Consider the following 17149-nt stretch of genomic DNA (forward strand, 5'->3'; position numbering starts at 1 on the left):
ATGATTGATAAAGATTTGTTGGAGCATCTGGAAGGATATCTTACCGAGCGCAGAAGAGGTTTGTTTACAAAAGTATTGGCACAACGTACACGTCATTTTACAGTTGCCGTAGAAGATGTGTATCAATTGCACAATACCAGTGCGGTAATGCGCAGTTGTGATGTTTTTGGTTTGCAAGATATACATGTTGTAGAAGCACGATTGGGTAAAAAAATGGACAGAGAAATTGCCATGGGCGCACAAAAGTGGGTTGATATTCATCGGTATAATGAAACGCAACAATGTATTGATACCTTAAAAAGTCAAGGATATCGGATCATTGCGACAACTCCACATGAAGATTCTCAATACATACAGGATTTTGATATTACTCAGAAAGCCGCATTCTTTTTTGGCAAAGAAACAGAAGGTTTAAGTGAGGAAGTATTAGCGCAAGCAGATGAATTTTTGAAAATTCCAATGGTCGGATTTACAGAAAGTTTGAATATTTCTGTTTCGGCGGCAATTACCATTCAACATGTGACAAATTTGTTGCGAAATTCAGAAATTAAGTGGCAATTTACGGAAGAAGAGAATTTAGAAAAACGATTTGATTGGTGTAAAAAAACCATCAAAAGTATCGATGATATTTTAAAACGTTATCATGAGTTACATTATTGATAACAAATGATTTGTAATCTTAATTAATAACTTTACACACTTCTAATTAGGACGTAATTAGTGCTTCAATTATGAAAAATACAGCCACTAATGAAGTAACTACAGTTGCGATAATAATGCTCAACGTAATGAAACGATCTTTTTTACTTAAATAAGTCATGATTAATATGGTTGATTGATCAAAACAACTAAAAATAATCGCAACAATTGCATGTCTGATTGTTTCAATTTTACAATTAGATGTGTGTCAATAAAGATCGGATTAATTGCACTTTTTGAAAGAAAAATCTTTATTTGTAAAAGTTGGTTACTTCTTCTTCACATTTGCTTCATACAAATCAATCCAGTCTTGAGGAGACATTTTTGTTGCCAATTCAGCAATTAAATCATACGGAATATCGTCCATTTTTTTAAATCGGATACAGCTTTTTCCCATGTCTAACTTGCGTTTGCAATGTTTTGGATATTCGGCAATAAACCAATTCATGAGTTTAGTATTGGCGTAAATTCCCATATGATACAACGCTATAAAATTCTTTTGAGAAGCATAGCTAATAAATGGTAAAGGCAACTTTGGGTCGCAATGATAACCGTCAGGATATGTATCATGCGAAACTACAAACGAAGGCATTTTGTAATTGATTGCTTCTGAAAATCCTTCTGGTAAATTTTCTTGAAGAATAGTTCTCAGTTTTCGCATTACTTCTGTACGCTCTTCAGGAAGTTGCGCAATGTAGTCATCAATGGAATCTGCGTCGTATGTCATCTTTTGATTGTTTTGAGATTTAAATGTACTAAAAAATTAAGAATTTGCTAGAAATTATGCTTCTAAGCGAAAAATCAAAAATAAAAACTATCTTTAAATGGCTAATACCTATTCATTTAAATAAAAAAGATACGATTATGGTTGCTTGGTTTGAAATTCCTGTTACGGACATGGATCGCGCTCAAAAGTTTTACGAAACAGTTTTTAATGTCGCTCTAAAAATACAAGATTTTGGAGGTTTGTTATACGGTTGGTTTCCTCCGAATGCAGCGCCAGGAAACTGTCCAGGTGCGCTCATTATGCAAGAATCGTATGTTCCAAGTAAAACCAATGGCGCACTTGTATATTTTGCTTCAGATGATGTTGCCAATGAGCTTGAACTCATTCCCAAAGCAGGTGGAACTGTAGTACAGGGAAAAACTCAAATTTCTCCTGAAACGGGTTATATGGCGATTTTTATTGATACGGAAGGAAATAGAGTAGCGCTGTTTTCAAAACCATAGTTTCGTTTATAGTTGCTAGTATTTAGATGTTAGTATTGAGTAGTGAGATGTTAGTATTGAGATTTGGTGCTTGAAATTTAAAAAATTAACTTTCACAAACTCACAAACTCACAAACCTATTCCTGCAACAATACAATTGAAAATTCAGAGTCAATAATAACTTTACCATTTTCAACTTTCGCTGTTTTTCCTGAATAATGATCCGTTATAGTTGTTCCGTCAGCAAATTGGTTTGAAACGGGAATTTCTTTGCTTCCTTTTGCCAAATCTAATCCAACAACAACCGCGTCATCATCGTAATTTCTAGCAAACACATATGGATTTTTTGAGATCATTTTATGAGTTCCAGCACCAACTGCAGGATGTGCTTTTCGGAATGTACCCAGTTTTTGCCAATGTGTTAACAAAGCTTTCGTTTCAGGATCATTGATAGCTGACCAGTTCATAAACGAACGTAAAGTTGCATCGCCATTAGTGCCTTCAATTCGTAACGAACGTTGTGTTTCATCGCCGTAATAAATTTGCGAAATTCCAGGAGTTAATAATAATTTTGTGGCAGATTCATATGTTTTTGTACGATCTTGATCGAAAGGTTCTCCGTCATCATGTGAACTGATGTAGTTCATAATACTTTTCCCTTTTAAATCATTTTGAAGAATAGAATCATACTTGAAAAATATATCTTCATAATCTTTCTTTGCATCACTTTTAAACTGGAAATTGATCAAATTATCAAAACCATTTGCATAGTAATCTACTTTTTTATCGCCAAAATCATACAAACGCTTCTGTGAAATTCCATATCCGTACAATTCGCCCAACATAAAAAAGTCATTCGTATCTAACACAGCTTCTGGATTTGCTTTTTTCCAAGCTGCAAAAGCAACTTTAGCTTCTTTGTTGAGTGCGTCCCAAGCGCCTTCTTCTACATGTTTTACAGTATCAACTCTGTAGCCATCTACGCCATATTCACGCACATAATCTGTTAACCATTTAATGATATAATTTTTAGGACTTCGAACCAATCCTGTACGTTGGAAAAATTCATCTAATTCTTTTATTTCTTGTTCGTAACGACCTTCCGCTTTCCACTTTGCCACCAACGGAGATGGTAATTCAGAAGCTTCTTCACGGTTTGTCAATACATCTGGAAGATTTTTAACCAATGTACAACTTACAGCGGTATCGTAGTTTTGATAACTACAACCAGGTTCCGTACGTACCCAATTGTTGTCCCAAACTGGATCTTTTTCGGTTACTGGACCTGTATGATTCATAACGACATCCATTAAAATTCGAATACCGTGTTCGTGTGCCGTGTCCATTAATTCTTTAAAATCTGCTGCGGTACCAAAATTTGGATCAAAATTTGTCCAATCTTTTGTCCAATATCCATGAAACGCATACGTATTTCCTGTTCCTTCGTCGGTGCTATCATGAATTTGTTCTAAAACTGGAGAAAACCAAATTGCATTTACACCTAATTTATCAAAATATCCTTCTTTTATTTTTTGTGTAATTCCTGCCATATCGCCACCCATAAATCCACGTAATTTTGCAGGTTCGTTAGTTCTATCAAGTACAACATCATTTGCCGTATTTCCGTTGTTGAATCGATCTGTTAACATAAAATATACATTCGCAGCTTCCCAAACGAAAGGTTGTTCTTTTACGGCAGCTGTTTCGGCTTCAGATGTATTCGATTTGCATCCAAAAACAAATAACGATACGATACATACGAGAGATAAATACTTCATATTTTGGTGTAAATTAAATTAAAGAATTACTGCAATATAAGTGTTCAAATGTAATTTTCATACCGTGAAATTGCGAATCTGATAAAAAATAGGAACTACATCGATTGAGTTCATAATTTTTTTAATAAAAAGTTTGTTTCAAAATCATAATTGTGATTGTTTTTACATTCTATCACTAGAATTTTACATGTATTTACCGAATGATTTTATGGTATTTAATTTCGTGAAACTGTTAAAAATCGTACTCAGAATTTTGATGTTGGAGAAGTTTATTATAGATTTGATACGATTAGTATTGTATAATTTAAGTTACTCCTTTATATGTAAATGACATCACTTGTTTTTTATGTATATAAAAGTATGAAAATATACAACTCTTCATAGTTCCCAAACAAGATTCATATAGTAATAGCAAATGGAGACTTGACTCCATTGAAAAAAAACGGGGCGAAGCCAAAAAGCCATACGAGTAGGACAAAATAATAATAAAAAAACTAACAATGGAAGCACAAAAAGTCGACATGTTCATTATGACGAACAGCAAATTCTTTGAAGGTCACCAAATCAATGCAATTAGAGAAAAGTTAATCGCAATGGATGATTCTAAATGGGCAATGTTATCAACTATTCAGTTTAAAGATCCAACTACAACACTTATCGTATCTATCTTAGCAGGTAGTTTAGGTATTGACCGATTTATGATTGGAGATACTGGACTTGGAGTAGGTAAACTTTTAACTTGTGGAGGATTTGGTATTTGGGCAATTATTGATTGGTTCATGATTCAAGGAGCTACAAGAGAAAAGAATATGCAAAAAATTAGACAATTTCTAAACTAAGAACACTCAATAGGAATCGGCTATATGTACTTTTATGTATAGCTTGTATAACAGGGTATATTTGGATATTTTTTAATATTGCGACTGCTTCAACAGACACTACATCCGTTGGTGCTTGTTTCATAAAAAATATTACAAGTATACCTTGTCCTTCATGTGGAACTACACGTTCGGTTATTTCACTAATCCAAGGCAATTTTTTTACAGCAATAACTATAAATCCATTGGGTTTTTTTGTTGGAATGATATTAGTAATTGCACCATTTTGGATTCTTATAGATGTGATAACAAAACGAAGTTCTTTATTTAGTTTCTACAGAAAAATAGAAACGTATTTACAAAAAAAAATGTACGCAATACCATTGATAGTACTTATTATTATCAATTGGATTTGGAATATAACAAAAGGATTATGATACGCACAAGAGAATTTGATTATGCGCCACAAGAGCACGAAACCGAAGCTGCTTCTAATAGTTATTTAGTTTCTTTGGTTGTCATTGTAGTTGGACTTCCACTACCAATTGCAGCACTTATTGCGACAGTTATTTATTACTTTGCCAATCGAAAATCATCTTCATACTTTGTGCGCTGGCATTGTACACAGGCATTATTATCACAGCTAAGTTTATTCTTTGTCAATAGCTTTGGATTTTGGTGGACTGTTTCAATTATCTACACAAATGTAGTCGTTACACCCAATTATATCATATACATTTCTATTCTGTTAATTCTGAATCTAACAGAACTTATAGCAACTATTTATACAGCTATTCAAACACGTAAAGGCATTCATGTAGAATGGGTTATTTATGGAGAGCTAACGAATAAAGTGTGCAAACCAAAAATGCATAAGCATAAGTATCTAAATTAAATGTGAAGCGTGATAGCATAGTGTTCTATCAAATTATACATGTAAAATAAAATAGTATATCATTGAAGTTTTAATGATAACAACGTAAATTGAATGGAGTAACTGAAAGGACTAGATTACTTCTTTTTCTCTCTGCTTAAGACTTTGTATTCTTCGTAACAATCGTTGATTGCATCCAAAATTTGCAGGTCGTTTGCAGTCGTTATGAATGTTTTTGAATAATTACACAAGGAAAGAATTTCATCAATATCAACACGTTCTACTTGCAATAACTCTCGCAACATTTGACGGTCAAACTTTGAAGCGAGCAAGTTTCTAATTTCGTCATCTTCTTTCATTTGACGAAGTTTACGCATTTGTGCAGGTTTCTTACCAAATAAATTTTGCAGAAAATCACCTGGATTAAAAATAGCGCCTAAAACCGTTGAAATAGCACCAGGAGCTTTTTCTCCAGCTTCATAACCTGAGGAAAGTCCAGCAATACGATAACGATAATTTGGACGAATAGGCACGTTTTTAGCATCAATATCTAAATATCCTGTAAGTTGATATGGCGCAATGACTACTTTTTCTAAAGCATACGCAAGTTCTGTCAATCGAATTGTAGAAGAACCTTTGTATTTCAACATGTCATTCGTGACGCGAACTTTTATTGATTTAAAACCAAGAAACGAAAAGAATAACATATCATCTGCTTTTGCAGTCAATTCAAATTCTCCTTTTTCATTGGTAACAACTCCTTTGATAGTTGTTAAGTTCACAACATGTACATTGGGCATTGCTTTGTCGTCTTCATCATTGACAACTTTTGCATACAATTTGGTTTCCTTTTTTACTGTTTGTGCAGTAGTAGAGGCAATAGCAATAAATAGGATTATAAAAGTAACTACTTTTTTCATGTATGCAATTTTTGAAAATAGTCTGTTTGACTAAATTTAGCATAAAAATACTAAACAAAACTAAAAAAAGTGCGCCGAAGCACACTTTTTACTTAATATTAACAATAATGTTGTTATTTTCTTCTAGATCTTCCTTTGAATCCGCCACCGCTGCTTCGATCGCTTCTTCGACGTCTTCCGCCTTCAGAAGATGAGTTTTCAGTTCTTCGGCTTCTTCTACGATCGCCGCCGTCGCTTCCGCCACCTTCTCTTCGACGTCTTCCGCCGCCGCCATCTCTTCGGCGTCTTCCGCCACCGCCACCGCCAGTGTTGGTCGATTCTTCAACATTTACAAAACGTCCATCAACTTTAAAGTCCGTGAAATGTTCTAATACACGTTCTTTTTTGTCATTATCTGTGTTAAAGAAAGAAAAACTCTCTTTTACATCAACTTTGTATACATCATCACGTCCTAAATCTAAGGTTTCTTTTAAGAAATCTTTTAAACGCATCCAATCGTATCCATCTTTTGAACCTACATTGATAAAGTAACGTGTACTGTGTTCGTTACTTGATCCGCGAGAAGAACTATCTTCGCTGTTTCCTTTTGGCTGATTGAGATCGCGCTTGTTTTTGTAATAGTTGTAAAATCTGTTAAATTCTACAGAAACCATACGTTTGATCAATTCTTCTTTGGAAGTATCTTCAAAGATTTCCATGATTTTTGGCAGGTATTCTTCTACTTGCTCGTTAGATTCTGTATTGTGAATTTTGTTGGCTAAGTGAAACAACTGAACTTGGCAGATTTCCATGCCTGTTGGAATGGTTTTTTGCTCAAATTTCTTTTGAATTTTACGTTCAATCGATTTTATTTTACGCATTTCACTTTTGGTAACAATAACCATAGAAACTCCTGTTTTTCCAGCTCTACCTGTACGACCACTTCGGTGTGTATAGGTTTCTATTTCATCAGGAAGTTGGTAATTGATTACGTGTGTAATATCGTCAACGTCAATTCCACGAGCAGCAACATCTGTAGCTACTAACATTTGTATTTGACGTGTACGGAATGATTTCATCACTAAATCACGTTGATTTTGACTTAAATCTCCGTGAATTGCTGCAGCGCTGTATCCATCTTCAATTAATTTTTCAGCAACGCTTTGTGTATCACGTTTTGTTCTACAGAAAACGACTGAGAATATATCTGGATTGGCATCTGCCAAACGTTTTAAACCTAAATAACGATCTCTACCACTTACTGTGTAGAATTCGTGACGTACAGTATCTGAACCAGAGTTACGCGATCCAACAGTAATTTCTTGTGGATTGTACATAAACTTCTTAGCAATGATAGATACTTCTTTTGGCATTGTTGCCGAGAATAACCAAGTATTTTTTTCATCTGGTGTGTGTGATAAAATAGCGGTAATGTCTTCATAGAATCCCATGTTTAACATTTCATCTGCTTCATCTAAAATACAGTATTCTATTTTGCTAATATCAACCATACGACGGTTGATCATATCTTGCATACGTCCTGGTGTTGCCACCACAATTTGTGCACCTTTCTTTACTTGTTTAGCTTGATCGGTAATACTTGCACCACCATAAATAGCGACTACATTGATGTTTTCGTATTTAGAATAGTTTTTAAGTTCGTTGGTAATTTGCAGGCACAATTCTCGCGTAGGCGATAAAATTAATCCTTGTGTTGTGCGACTGTCTGCGTTTATTTTTTGAATTAACGGGAAACCAAAAGCTGCTGTTTTACCAGTTCCTGTTTGGGCAAGTGCCACAATATCAGTTTCTTCATTAAGTAAAATTGGAATTGCTTTTTCTTGAACTTCACTAGGCGTTTCAAAGCCCATATCCTGAATTGCACGCAAAAGCGAGTCTTGAAGACCTAATTCTTCAAATTTTGTCATATTGTAATTTTAAAAAGGTTCGTACAGCTTTTTTATTCATGCTGTATTGAGAAGTTACATGAAGCGTACGACCTAATAAAATATACCTAACCGCTACATAACTTCATCCCGCTCTGGGATTTCAAGCGGCAAAGGTAGTGTTTTATTTTTAAATAACAATATGTGATATAACTATTTGATTTTTAGCGGTTTTTGTTTAAAAACTCGATAAGTTGCGTTACCGCTTTTCCACGATGTCCTACACGATTCTTATCTTCAAGTGAAATTTCTGCAAATGTTTCTGTAAATCCGTCTGCCATAAATATAGGATCGTAGCCAAACCCTTTTTTGCCTTTTTTTTCTTTGATGATAGTTCCGTTGCAAATTCCTGTAAAGGTATGTTGTTCACCTTTCAGAATTAACGCAACAACCGTTTTAAAGTGTGCAGAACGATCTTCTTTGTCTTTTAAATTATCTAATAATTTGTTCATATTATCCTCTGCATTTCGTTGCGGACCTGCATAGCGCGCCGAAAAAACGCCAGGTTCATTATTCAACGCATGTACTTCCAAACCTGTATCGTCGGCAAAACAATCGTAGCCATACTTTTCTTTTACATACTGTGCTTTTTGAATGGCATTTCCTTCGATAGTTGGTTGCGTTTCAGGAATATCTTCTTCACAACCGATCGCTGCCAAACTTAAAATAGTAATATGATTGGGTACTAAAGATTGTACTTCGTTGACTTTGTTTTGATTGTTTGTGGCAAATACGAGTTTCATAAAGTATAGTTTTATCGATGATGATACGGTTCGTTTCGTAAAATAGTAAAGGCTCTGTAGATTTGTTCTACGACAAATAAACGCACCATTTGATGTGAAAAGGTCATTTTTGATAAGGAAATTTTCCCTTGCGCTTTCGCGTAAACAGTCTCAGAAAAACCATACGGTCCGCCAATGACGAACACCAACGTTTTAATACCCGAATTCATGCGTTTTTGTAAATAGCTTGAAAATTCTACGGAAGTGAACTGCTTGCCGTTTTCATCTAACAAAACCAACATATCAGTTGGAGACAATTTTTTAAGAATCAATTCGCCTTCTTTTTCTTTTTGCTGTGCTTCACTTAAATTTTTAGTGTTTTTCAGATCGGGAATAATCTCCAAGTCAAATTTTACGTAGTGTGACAAACGTTTTACATACTGATCAATTAACAGTTGTAATTGTTTGTTATCTGTTCGTCCTATAGCAAGCGCTTTAATATTCATTTGGCAAAAATAGTAGATTTTTTATGAAATAAACGTGTCTAGAAATTTCAAAAGGCATTGCGATATCTTCCAAAAGTATTTTTTAAAGCTACTTTTATGATGGTTTCTCTGTAATCGAAAACAATTAGTTCTTCTTACCTTATCGTGATAACCTAAAAAAATGTAATCATGAAAAAAATTCAATTAAAATCGCTTACGCTAAACAAGAAAGTAATTTCTAGAGCTCAAATTATTACCGCTAAAGGTGGTGGGCCAACTGTAGGTTCTGACTGTATTTCCCATTGTTTAGGCCACGAATGTGAAGATCATAAATAAGCAATGTTTACAATACAAAAGGTTGTCTAAAGTGTTTTGGACAACCTTTTGTTACTAATTTCTACAATTTTTCTACATTCACAAGTACAAAGTAGCCAACTTAACTTCAATTAATGCTACAATTCTTTTCTTTTAAAATAATTAGGAAGGATTTATCGGAATATATTAGGCTAAACTCATCACGTTTTTAGTTGCGGACTTCACATAGGACAATCTAACCAATTTCCATTCATAACTTTTTTAGTTGCATTGATCCCTTTGTCTTAAAAAACTACCGTATTCATAATGCTTTTGCAATACTTTAGTTACAGCGTAAAACATAAAAATACATATGAAATTGTATAAAAGAATCCTGTTTTGCGAATACTTACATTAATATAAACTCAAAATTTTATTAGAATGAAAAAACAACAAGTAAGCTCATTAGCATTAAAGAAAAACACTATTTCAAATTTTAATATTGAAAAAATAAATGGAGGTGTACTCACAGGCATGGGATGTAATAATGTAACCTATAATTGTGTTGACACTTTGCCTACAAATTTGTGTGAACGTACAATTATTAATTGTCCACCATTAACTTACACGTGCTACTTATCATTACGTTGTGGTACAATGTAGATGCTTGTGGTTAAATTATCATATAAAAGCATCTATTTCATTTGAATAGGTGCTTTTTTTACGAAGTCTTTTTACCAAATTGTGAAATAAAAAGATTTAAAATTATGTATTCGATGAAAAGTAATATCGAAGTCAGGTTAATAAGTAGTATGTAATGTAATTTTCCGAATGCATTAATGTTGTTAATGTATTTGATAACAATTACTAATATTTTTCATGCGTCATTATAATGTTAGAATGCTTAATTTTATATCAAATTGTTAAGGCTTACGCCATGAAAAAGAAAAAAATTAGGAACTGCTATAACTCCTAATTCAAAGAAACATCATTCCAACAAATGATGTTTCTTTTGTTTAAGAAGTCACACTCTTTGTAAAGTCCTGATTCTTAATATGAAATTAGAAGTGACATTTTGTAAAACGTCATAACCTACGTTTTTTCTCATGTTGTAAATACCGTATTTTTAAATTACAATTATAAACCACAAAAACTTAAATCATGAAAAAAAAGAATTTAAAAAAGTTACGTATTAGTAAAAACACAATTTCTGGAGTTGGAAGTACAAGTTTAATTGGAGGAATCAGTGGAGGCGCATGTCAGCCAGTAGGACCAGCGCCTGAAACTATTGGTTGTCCACCACATTCTATTCCACACACAAATTGTATTTGTACAGGCGATAGAACCTATTTTGACAGAACTTGTGGTTCTTGTTACGATTGGTAAAATTTCCAAGTAAAATATACAAAAGCATCATCTTTTTTAGGTGATGCTTTTTTTATTTCATCAAGGATGTAATTTTTTGGGTAATGAAATTTTATTTCCAACCCATGTTACTATAACATAAAAATTAATATGATGAAAAAGCAAAAAGTAAAAGCGCTTTCTTTAAAGCGAAACACAGTATCAAATTTTAAAAGCATGACCGTAAAAGGTGGAGTAAGTGGCGGCACATGTGATGTTTCTTGTAATTGTGTTGGAATAACTGTTGGTTGTCCAGAACCTTCCATCGTACGTACAAACTGTTGTTTGTCTTATCAATTATCATGTATTTGTAATTAATTGACACACAAAAGCAACAAATGAAGCATCATTCTTACGAGTGATGCTTTTTTATTTTCTAATAATTATACGTTTCCATTTTGATATACAATTTAAACTTCGCAATTTTGGTATAAATACTATTTTACTAGAAAATATGATCTCAGAAACGCAATTTCAAAAAGAATTAGAGCTAATTATTTCAAATGCTATCCGTGAAGATGTTGGAGATGGCGATCACAGTTCATTGGCTTGTATTCCAGCTACAGCAGAAGGAAAAGCAAAATTATTAGTCAAAGATGAAGGGATAATTGCTGGCATCGAATTTGCAAAAATGGTTTTTGATTATGTCGATCCAGCTATGAAAGTAGAAACGCTCATTGAAGATGGAAGCAGCGTGAAATATGGTGACATCGCTTTTTATGTTACGGGAAAATCACAATCGATCTTAAAAGCGGAACGTTTGGTGCTAAATGCCATGCAACGTATGAGTGCCATTGCAACCAAAACAAATATGTTTGTAAAGCTACTTGAAGGCACAGGTACAAAAATTCTTGATACGCGTAAAACAACTCCAGGAATTAGAGCATTGGAAAAATGGGCTGTAAAAATTGGCGGCGGCGTCAATCATCGGTTTGCATTGTATGATATGATTATGCTAAAAGACAATCATATTGATTTCTGTGGCGGCATCACGCAAGCGATCACGCAAACAAAAAATTATCTTCACGAAAACAATCTCGATTTAAAAATTATTGTTGAAGCACGTAATTTGCAAGAAATAGAAGAAATATTACAAACAGATGGTGTTTACAGAATCCTAATTGACAATTTCAATTATGAAGATACGCGAAAAGCTGTCAAAATGATTGGCGATACTTGTTTGACAGAATCTTCAGGTGGCATCAATGAAAAAACCATTCGTGATTATGCCCTTTGTGGTGTCGATTATATCTCATCAGGTGCTTTAACACATTCTGTATACAACTTAGATTTAAGCCTAAAAGCTGCAGAATAATGTCTAAAGACATCGAAGACAAATTAGCCAAAATTCCACTACTAAATGTCATAGTAGACGTACTCAAGAGAATAAAACTTCCAGGACTTGAAGGTTTATCGTTGTATGATTTAATAGAAATGTATATTCTAGGAATCATCAATGGAGCGTTGACGTCTCGCGCTGGTGCAGTCGCATTTAGTTTTTTCATGGCTATATTTCCGTCTTTACTATTCTTGCTCAATTTATTACCATATATACCAATTGAAAACTTTCAGGCAGACTTTATAAGGACAATCACATCACTATTGCCTAATGAAACGGCAGCATTTTTAAATGAAATCATTGTAGATATTGTAAAAAACAAGCGTGTAGGATTACTTTCTACAACATTTTTTCTCTCTATATTTTTAATGGCAAATGGTGTAAACGCAATATTTGCAGGCTTTGAAAGCTCCTATTACATTCAAAAACGGCGAAGATTTTTTCAACAATATTTGTATGCATTAAGTGTTGGACTCATCTTGGCACTGTTATTGATTTTTACTATTGTAGTATTAGGATATGTAGAACTATATGTGATTCCATACATAAGTGATTTTGCAGGAAAAACTACGGGCATACAAGTTGCAAGTGGTAATGAAATTGCGGTATACATTGCAAAATTCCTCTTTATTATTCTTATGGTATATATTGGAACAGCAATTTTATACTACTTTGGAACGCACCAAGGAAGACGCGCAAAATTTTTCTCGCCAGGTGTGTTACTAACCACAGTACTCATTGTATTGACATCATATTTGTTCGGAATTTACATTTCAAACTTTTCTCAATACAACGAATTATATGGTTCTATTGGAGCGTTATTAATTTTAATGATGTATATATGGTTGAATGCTAATATATTACTCTTAGGATTCGAATTAAATGCTTCATTAGATATGTTAAAAAAGAATAAGCAGGCAACGTAATTTATTATGTTTGCATAATAAAAAATAGTATATTACAACACGAATTATAAATAAACCCAATATAAAATGAAAAAGACAATTTATGCGTTATTCGCTTTTCTAATCGTAGGAATGAGTGTTTCACAAGCACAAATAGAAGTAGGTTCAGCGACACTTCCTGAAACAGTAAATTTTGAAGGTCAGGAACTTGTGTACAATGGAGCAGGCGTTAGAAAAAAAGCTTGGTTTAAGCTATATTCAGGCGGATTATATCTAACAAAAAAATCAAGTGATGCAAAAGATATCATGGAAGCTGATGCGTCAATGGCTATCAAATTACACATTACTTCGCGTTTAATTTCTAGTAAAAAAATGATCAATGCTGTAGATGAAGGTTTTGACAATTCTACAAATGGAAATACAGCGTCAATTGCTACAGAAATAGAAAAATTTAAAGGATTTTTTAGTGATGAAATCAATGACGGAGATATCTTTGACATTGTATACATCAAAGGAACTGGCGTAATGGTGTACAAAAACGGAACAAAAAAAGGAAGTATTTCTGGATTGGAATTCAAAAAAGCACTTTTTGGAATTTGGTTGTCAGACAAGCCTGCTGATAAAAAACTAAAAAGTGGAATGTTAGGAAGCTAACTAGGATACATTCATATTCATGAGAAAATCACTTTACATATTTACAACATTGCTTTTGCTAAGTGTTCAAACAATCGTAGCGCAAAGTATAGAAGGAAAATGGAAAACCATTGATGACGAAACAGGAGAAGCAAAATCTATTGTAGAAATCTATCAAAAAGATGGAAAAATCTACGGGAAAGTAGTTCAAATTCTAAATCCTGAAAAGCGCGATGGTGTATGTGAAGAATGCAAAGGAGATCGAAAAAACAAGCCCGTTTTAGGAATGGTTATCATTGATGGACTTTCCAAAGATGATGACGAATATAAAGGCGGAAAAATTCTTGATCCTGAAAAAGGAAAAGAATACAAATGTAAACTTTGGCTTGATAAAGATGACAAAAACAAACTATACGTTAGAGGTTATATAGCGTTTCTATATCGAACTCAAAACTGGTATCGCGTAGAATAACCATCAATGTAAAACACATAAAAGCCACTCTAAAAAAGAGTGGTTTTTTTGTATAAAGTATTTACCTTTGAACAATGTCTTATTTCATTGATGTCATATTACCAATTCCGCTGCAGCGACTATTTACCTATAGTATTACAGAAGCTGAATCGCAATTTCTACAACAAGGAATGCGTGTGGCTGTTCCGTTTGGAAAAAGTAAGGTATATACGGCGTTGGTTTATAAAATTCATCAAACGGCTCCAGAAGTATATGAAGCCAAAGAAATTCAGCAAATACTTGATGAAGAACCGATAATTACACAGCAACAATTGCAACATTGGGAATGGATTTCAAGCTATTATATGGCAAGCTTAGGGGAAGTATTTCGTTCGGCAGTGCCAAGCGCTTTTCTCTTGGAAAGTGAAACCATTATTTCCAAAAATGAAACTAATGAAGTTGATGAAAGTGAATTAAAAGATGACGAATTTTTAATCTTTGAAGCTCTGCAGCATCAGTCATTACTGAAAATTCAGGAAATCAGCAGTATTCTAGAAAAGAAAAATGTATTGCCCGTTTTAAAACGTTTGATCGATAAAGGCATTATTCAAGTATACGAAGAAATTTACGAGCAATACAAACCAAAATTTGTACGTTATGTAAAGCTTCATTCACACTACACAAGCGAAGAAAATTTACAAGCACTACTAGATTCGCTCAGCAGAGCAAAAAAACAGCGTGAAGTTATCCTGACACTTTTCTCGCTTGCGGCAACAACAAAAAAACCAATTTCTGTCAAAGAACTTACAAAGGAAAGCAATACGAGTTCAGCGATTATCAAAACGTTAATTGACAAAAAAATACTAGAGGAATATTACATCCAAAAAGATAGAATTGAGTATAACGGAGAAGACACAGAAGCTTCAAAACAACTTAATCCATATCAAGCGGAAGCTTACGAAACGATAAAAAAAGCTTTTACCACACAAGATGTTTGCTTGCTCTATGGTATCACATCTTCAGGGAAAACCGAAGTATATGTAAAGCTTATTGAAGAAATCATCGCAACAGGAAAACAAGTCTTGTATCTGTTGCCAGAAATTGCATTGACAACGCAACTCATTTTGCGATTGCAACAATACTTTGGTGAAAAAGTAGCCATTTATCATTCAAAATACTCAGTACATGAACGTGTTGAGGTTTGGAACAATGTTTTGCAAAAGAAACCAAAGGCACAAATAGTTTTGGGCGCGCGTTCGTCATTACTCTTACCATTCTCAAACTTAGGTGTAATCATTGCTGATGAAGAACACGAAACTTCGTTCAAGCAATTTGATCCTGCGCCACGTTATCATGCGCGTGATGCGGCAATTGTATTGGCAAAATTGCATCAAGGGAAAATCATTCTCGGTTCGGCAACACCAAGTGTAGAAAGTTACCACAATACAAAAACAAACAAATACGCGTTAGCCACAATAACAAGACGTTATGGCGATGTTTTATTGCCAGATATGGAATTAGTCGATATCAAAGAAAAGCATCGTAAAAAGCGTATGAAAGGGCATTTTTCAGATCGTTTGTTAGAAGAAATTGAAGAAACATTAGAAAATGGAGAACAAATCATTTTATTTCAAAACAGACGTGGGTACGCGCCAATAATTGAATGCAATACTTGCGGACATTCGCCACAATGTCCAAACTGTGATGTAAGCTTGACGTTTCATCAATACAAAAATCAATTGCGTTGCCACTATTGCAGTCATCACATTGCCATGCAACAACAATGTTTGGCGTGCGGAAGTCACGAGTTAGATTCCAAAGGGTTTGGAACGCAACAAATAGAGGAGGAGTTAAAAGAATTATTGCCAAACATAAAAGTTGGGCGAATGGATTTAGACACTACACGCGGAAAATACGGCTATCAAAAAATCATTTCAGCGTTTGAGCAACAAGAAATTCAAATTTTGGTTGGTACGCAAATGTTAACCAAAGGACTCGATTTCAGAAATGTAAACTTAGTCGGAATCATGAATGCGGACAGTATGCTCAACTTTCCCGATTTCAGAGCGCATGAACGTAGTTTTCAACTCATTCAGCAAGTTGCCGGTCGCGCCGGAAGAACCAAAAAACGTGGAAAAGTTATTGTGCAAACCTACAATCCATATCATCAAATATTGCAACAGGTTTCGGTAGGAAACTACGAAGGAATGTTTACGGATCAAATCAATGACAGGCGACAATTTCACTATCCACCATTCTACAGATTGATCAAAATTACACTCAAACACAAAGAATACAATCGTGTCAATGAAAGTGCGGCTTGGTTTGCAAAATCGCTTCGAAACAGTTTTGGTGACAACGTACTTGGTCCAGAATTTCCGCCTGTGGCACGCATTCGAAATTTATACCTGAAACATATTCTGTTAAAAATTCCAAAACAGCAATCACTAGCAAAAACCAAAGATGTTATTTCGCGAATACAAACGAGTTTTCTCTCCATTTCACATTACCGAAGTGTTCGTGTCATTATTGATGTTGATACGGTTTAAAAAAGTATTGAGATATTAGTATTGAGTATTGAGTATTGAGAAGTTAGTAGTTAGAAATGAGAAGTTAGAAATGAACACAGTTTTAATTCTTCAATCTTTCAATCAATTTTGTTCGTCACTTCTGTAAAGGTTAAGTAATTCGTT

20 protein-coding genes are annotated in these 17149 nt (G+C 34.0%); 14 read left to right on the forward strand and 6 right to left on the reverse strand.

Annotated features, from left to right (window positions below; all coding sequences use genetic code 11):
• Entirely contained in the window at positions 1-660 is a 660-nt protein-coding gene (locus AA089_RS19945; protein ID WP_046758770.1) for a TrmH family RNA methyltransferase, read from the forward strand.
• 307 nt (positions 661-967) lie between these two features.
• Here AA089_RS19945 and AA089_RS19950 read toward each other — a convergent pair whose 3' ends face one another.
• The gene (locus AA089_RS19950; RefSeq protein WP_046758771.1) at positions 968-1426 is read right to left on the reverse strand and encodes a DUF1801 domain-containing protein; all 459 of its coding nucleotides are present in this window, start codon (positions 1424-1426) and stop codon (positions 968-970) included.
• 137 nt (positions 1427-1563) lie between these two features.
• On the opposite strand from AA089_RS19950, the gene AA089_RS19955 reads away from it, so the two are divergent.
• Positions 1564-1929 carry a VOC family protein gene (locus AA089_RS19955; RefSeq protein ID WP_046758788.1) on the forward strand — a complete coding sequence of 122 codons (366 nt, stop codon included), beginning with the start codon at positions 1564-1566 and terminating at the stop codon, positions 1927-1929.
• Positions 1930-2045: 116 nt separating this feature from the next.
• On the opposite strand, the gene AA089_RS19960 is transcribed toward AA089_RS19955, so the two are convergent.
• Positions 2046-3686, reverse strand: coding sequence for an alpha-amylase family glycosyl hydrolase (locus AA089_RS19960; RefSeq protein WP_046758772.1), 1641 nt, complete (start codon positions 3684-3686; stop codon positions 2046-2048).
• A gap of 530 nt (positions 3687-4216) precedes the next feature.
• Here AA089_RS19960 and AA089_RS19965 point away from each other — a divergent pair.
• From AA089_RS19965 to AA089_RS19975, 3 genes are all read left to right on the forward strand, one after another.
• Positions 4217-4525, forward strand: a complete 309-nt coding sequence (locus AA089_RS19965) for a TM2 domain-containing protein (RefSeq protein WP_394334130.1) — start codon at positions 4217-4219, stop codon at positions 4523-4525.
• 122 nt (positions 4526-4647) lie between these two features.
• Positions 4648-4941 (forward strand): DUF2752 domain-containing protein, encoded by a 294-nt coding sequence (locus AA089_RS25840; RefSeq protein WP_394334131.1) that lies wholly within the window; start codon positions 4648-4650, stop codon positions 4939-4941.
• Entirely contained in the window at positions 4938-5399 is a 462-nt protein-coding gene (locus tag AA089_RS19975) for a hypothetical protein (RefSeq protein WP_046758775.1), read from the forward strand. Before AA089_RS25840 ends, AA089_RS19975 begins: the two co-directional genes overlap by 4 nt.
• A 116-nt stretch (positions 5400-5515) precedes the next feature.
• Here AA089_RS19975 and AA089_RS19980 read toward each other — a convergent pair whose 3' ends face one another.
• From AA089_RS19980 to rlmH, 4 genes are all read right to left on the reverse strand, one after another.
• Positions 5516-6298 carry a carboxypeptidase-like regulatory domain-containing protein gene (locus AA089_RS19980; RefSeq protein WP_046758776.1) on the reverse strand — a complete coding sequence of 261 codons (783 nt, stop codon included), beginning with the start codon at positions 6296-6298 and terminating at the stop codon, positions 5516-5518.
• Positions 6299-6411: 113 nt separating this feature from the next.
• Entirely contained in the window at positions 6412-8205 is a 1794-nt protein-coding gene (locus tag AA089_RS19985) for a DEAD/DEAH box helicase (protein ID WP_046758777.1), read from the reverse strand.
• A 182-nt stretch (positions 8206-8387) separates the two neighbouring features.
• Positions 8388-8966, reverse strand: a complete 579-nt coding sequence (locus tag AA089_RS19990; protein WP_046758778.1) for a non-canonical purine NTP diphosphatase — start codon at positions 8964-8966, stop codon at positions 8388-8390.
• An 11-nt stretch (positions 8967-8977) separates the two neighbouring features.
• Positions 8978-9451, reverse strand: a complete 474-nt coding sequence (gene rlmH, locus AA089_RS19995) for a 23S rRNA (pseudouridine(1915)-N(3))-methyltransferase RlmH (RefSeq protein WP_046758779.1) — start codon at positions 9449-9451, stop codon at positions 8978-8980.
• A 168-nt stretch (positions 9452-9619) separates the two neighbouring features.
• Between rlmH and AA089_RS25005 the strand changes: the two genes are divergently transcribed.
• From AA089_RS25005 to priA, 9 genes are all read left to right on the forward strand, one after another.
• The gene (locus AA089_RS25005) at positions 9620-9766 is read left to right on the forward strand and encodes a hypothetical protein (protein WP_156169154.1); all 147 of its coding nucleotides are present in this window, start codon (positions 9620-9622) and stop codon (positions 9764-9766) included.
• 399 nt (positions 9767-10165) lie between these two features.
• Positions 10166-10387 carry a hypothetical protein gene (locus AA089_RS20000; protein ID WP_046758780.1) on the forward strand — a complete coding sequence of 74 codons (222 nt, stop codon included), beginning with the start codon at positions 10166-10168 and terminating at the stop codon, positions 10385-10387.
• Between the two features lie 498 nt (positions 10388-10885).
• On the forward strand, positions 10886-11110 hold the full coding sequence (locus AA089_RS20005) for a hypothetical protein (protein ID WP_046758781.1): 225 nt from the start codon (positions 10886-10888) through the stop codon (positions 11108-11110).
• Between the two features lie 132 nt (positions 11111-11242).
• Positions 11243-11446: a hypothetical protein gene (locus tag AA089_RS25010; protein ID WP_156169156.1), complete on the forward strand. Its 204-nt coding sequence runs from the start codon at positions 11243-11245 to the stop codon at positions 11444-11446.
• A 136-nt stretch (positions 11447-11582) separates the two neighbouring features.
• Positions 11583-12443 (forward strand): carboxylating nicotinate-nucleotide diphosphorylase, encoded by an 861-nt coding sequence (gene nadC / locus AA089_RS20010; protein WP_046758782.1) that lies wholly within the window; start codon positions 11583-11585, stop codon positions 12441-12443.
• Positions 12443-13393: a YihY/virulence factor BrkB family protein gene (locus tag AA089_RS20015; RefSeq protein WP_046758783.1), complete on the forward strand. Its 951-nt coding sequence runs from the start codon at positions 12443-12445 to the stop codon at positions 13391-13393. Before nadC ends, AA089_RS20015 begins: the two co-directional genes overlap by 1 nt.
• 66 nt (positions 13394-13459) lie before the next feature.
• The gene (locus AA089_RS20020; protein WP_046758784.1) at positions 13460-14026 is read left to right on the forward strand and encodes a chalcone isomerase family protein; all 567 of its coding nucleotides are present in this window, start codon (positions 13460-13462) and stop codon (positions 14024-14026) included.
• A 19-nt stretch (positions 14027-14045) separates the two neighbouring features.
• Positions 14046-14477, forward strand: a complete 432-nt coding sequence (locus AA089_RS20025) for a DUF2147 domain-containing protein (RefSeq protein WP_046758785.1) — start codon at positions 14046-14048, stop codon at positions 14475-14477.
• Between the two features lie 74 nt (positions 14478-14551).
• Positions 14552-17005 carry a replication restart helicase PriA gene (gene priA, locus AA089_RS20030; protein WP_046758786.1) on the forward strand — a complete coding sequence of 818 codons (2454 nt, stop codon included), beginning with the start codon at positions 14552-14554 and terminating at the stop codon, positions 17003-17005.
• Positions 17006-17149: the final 144 nt, after the last annotated feature.

The organism is Kordia jejudonensis (assembly GCF_001005315.1).
GTDB lineage: Bacteria > Bacteroidota > Bacteroidia > Flavobacteriales > Flavobacteriaceae > Kordia > Kordia jejudonensis.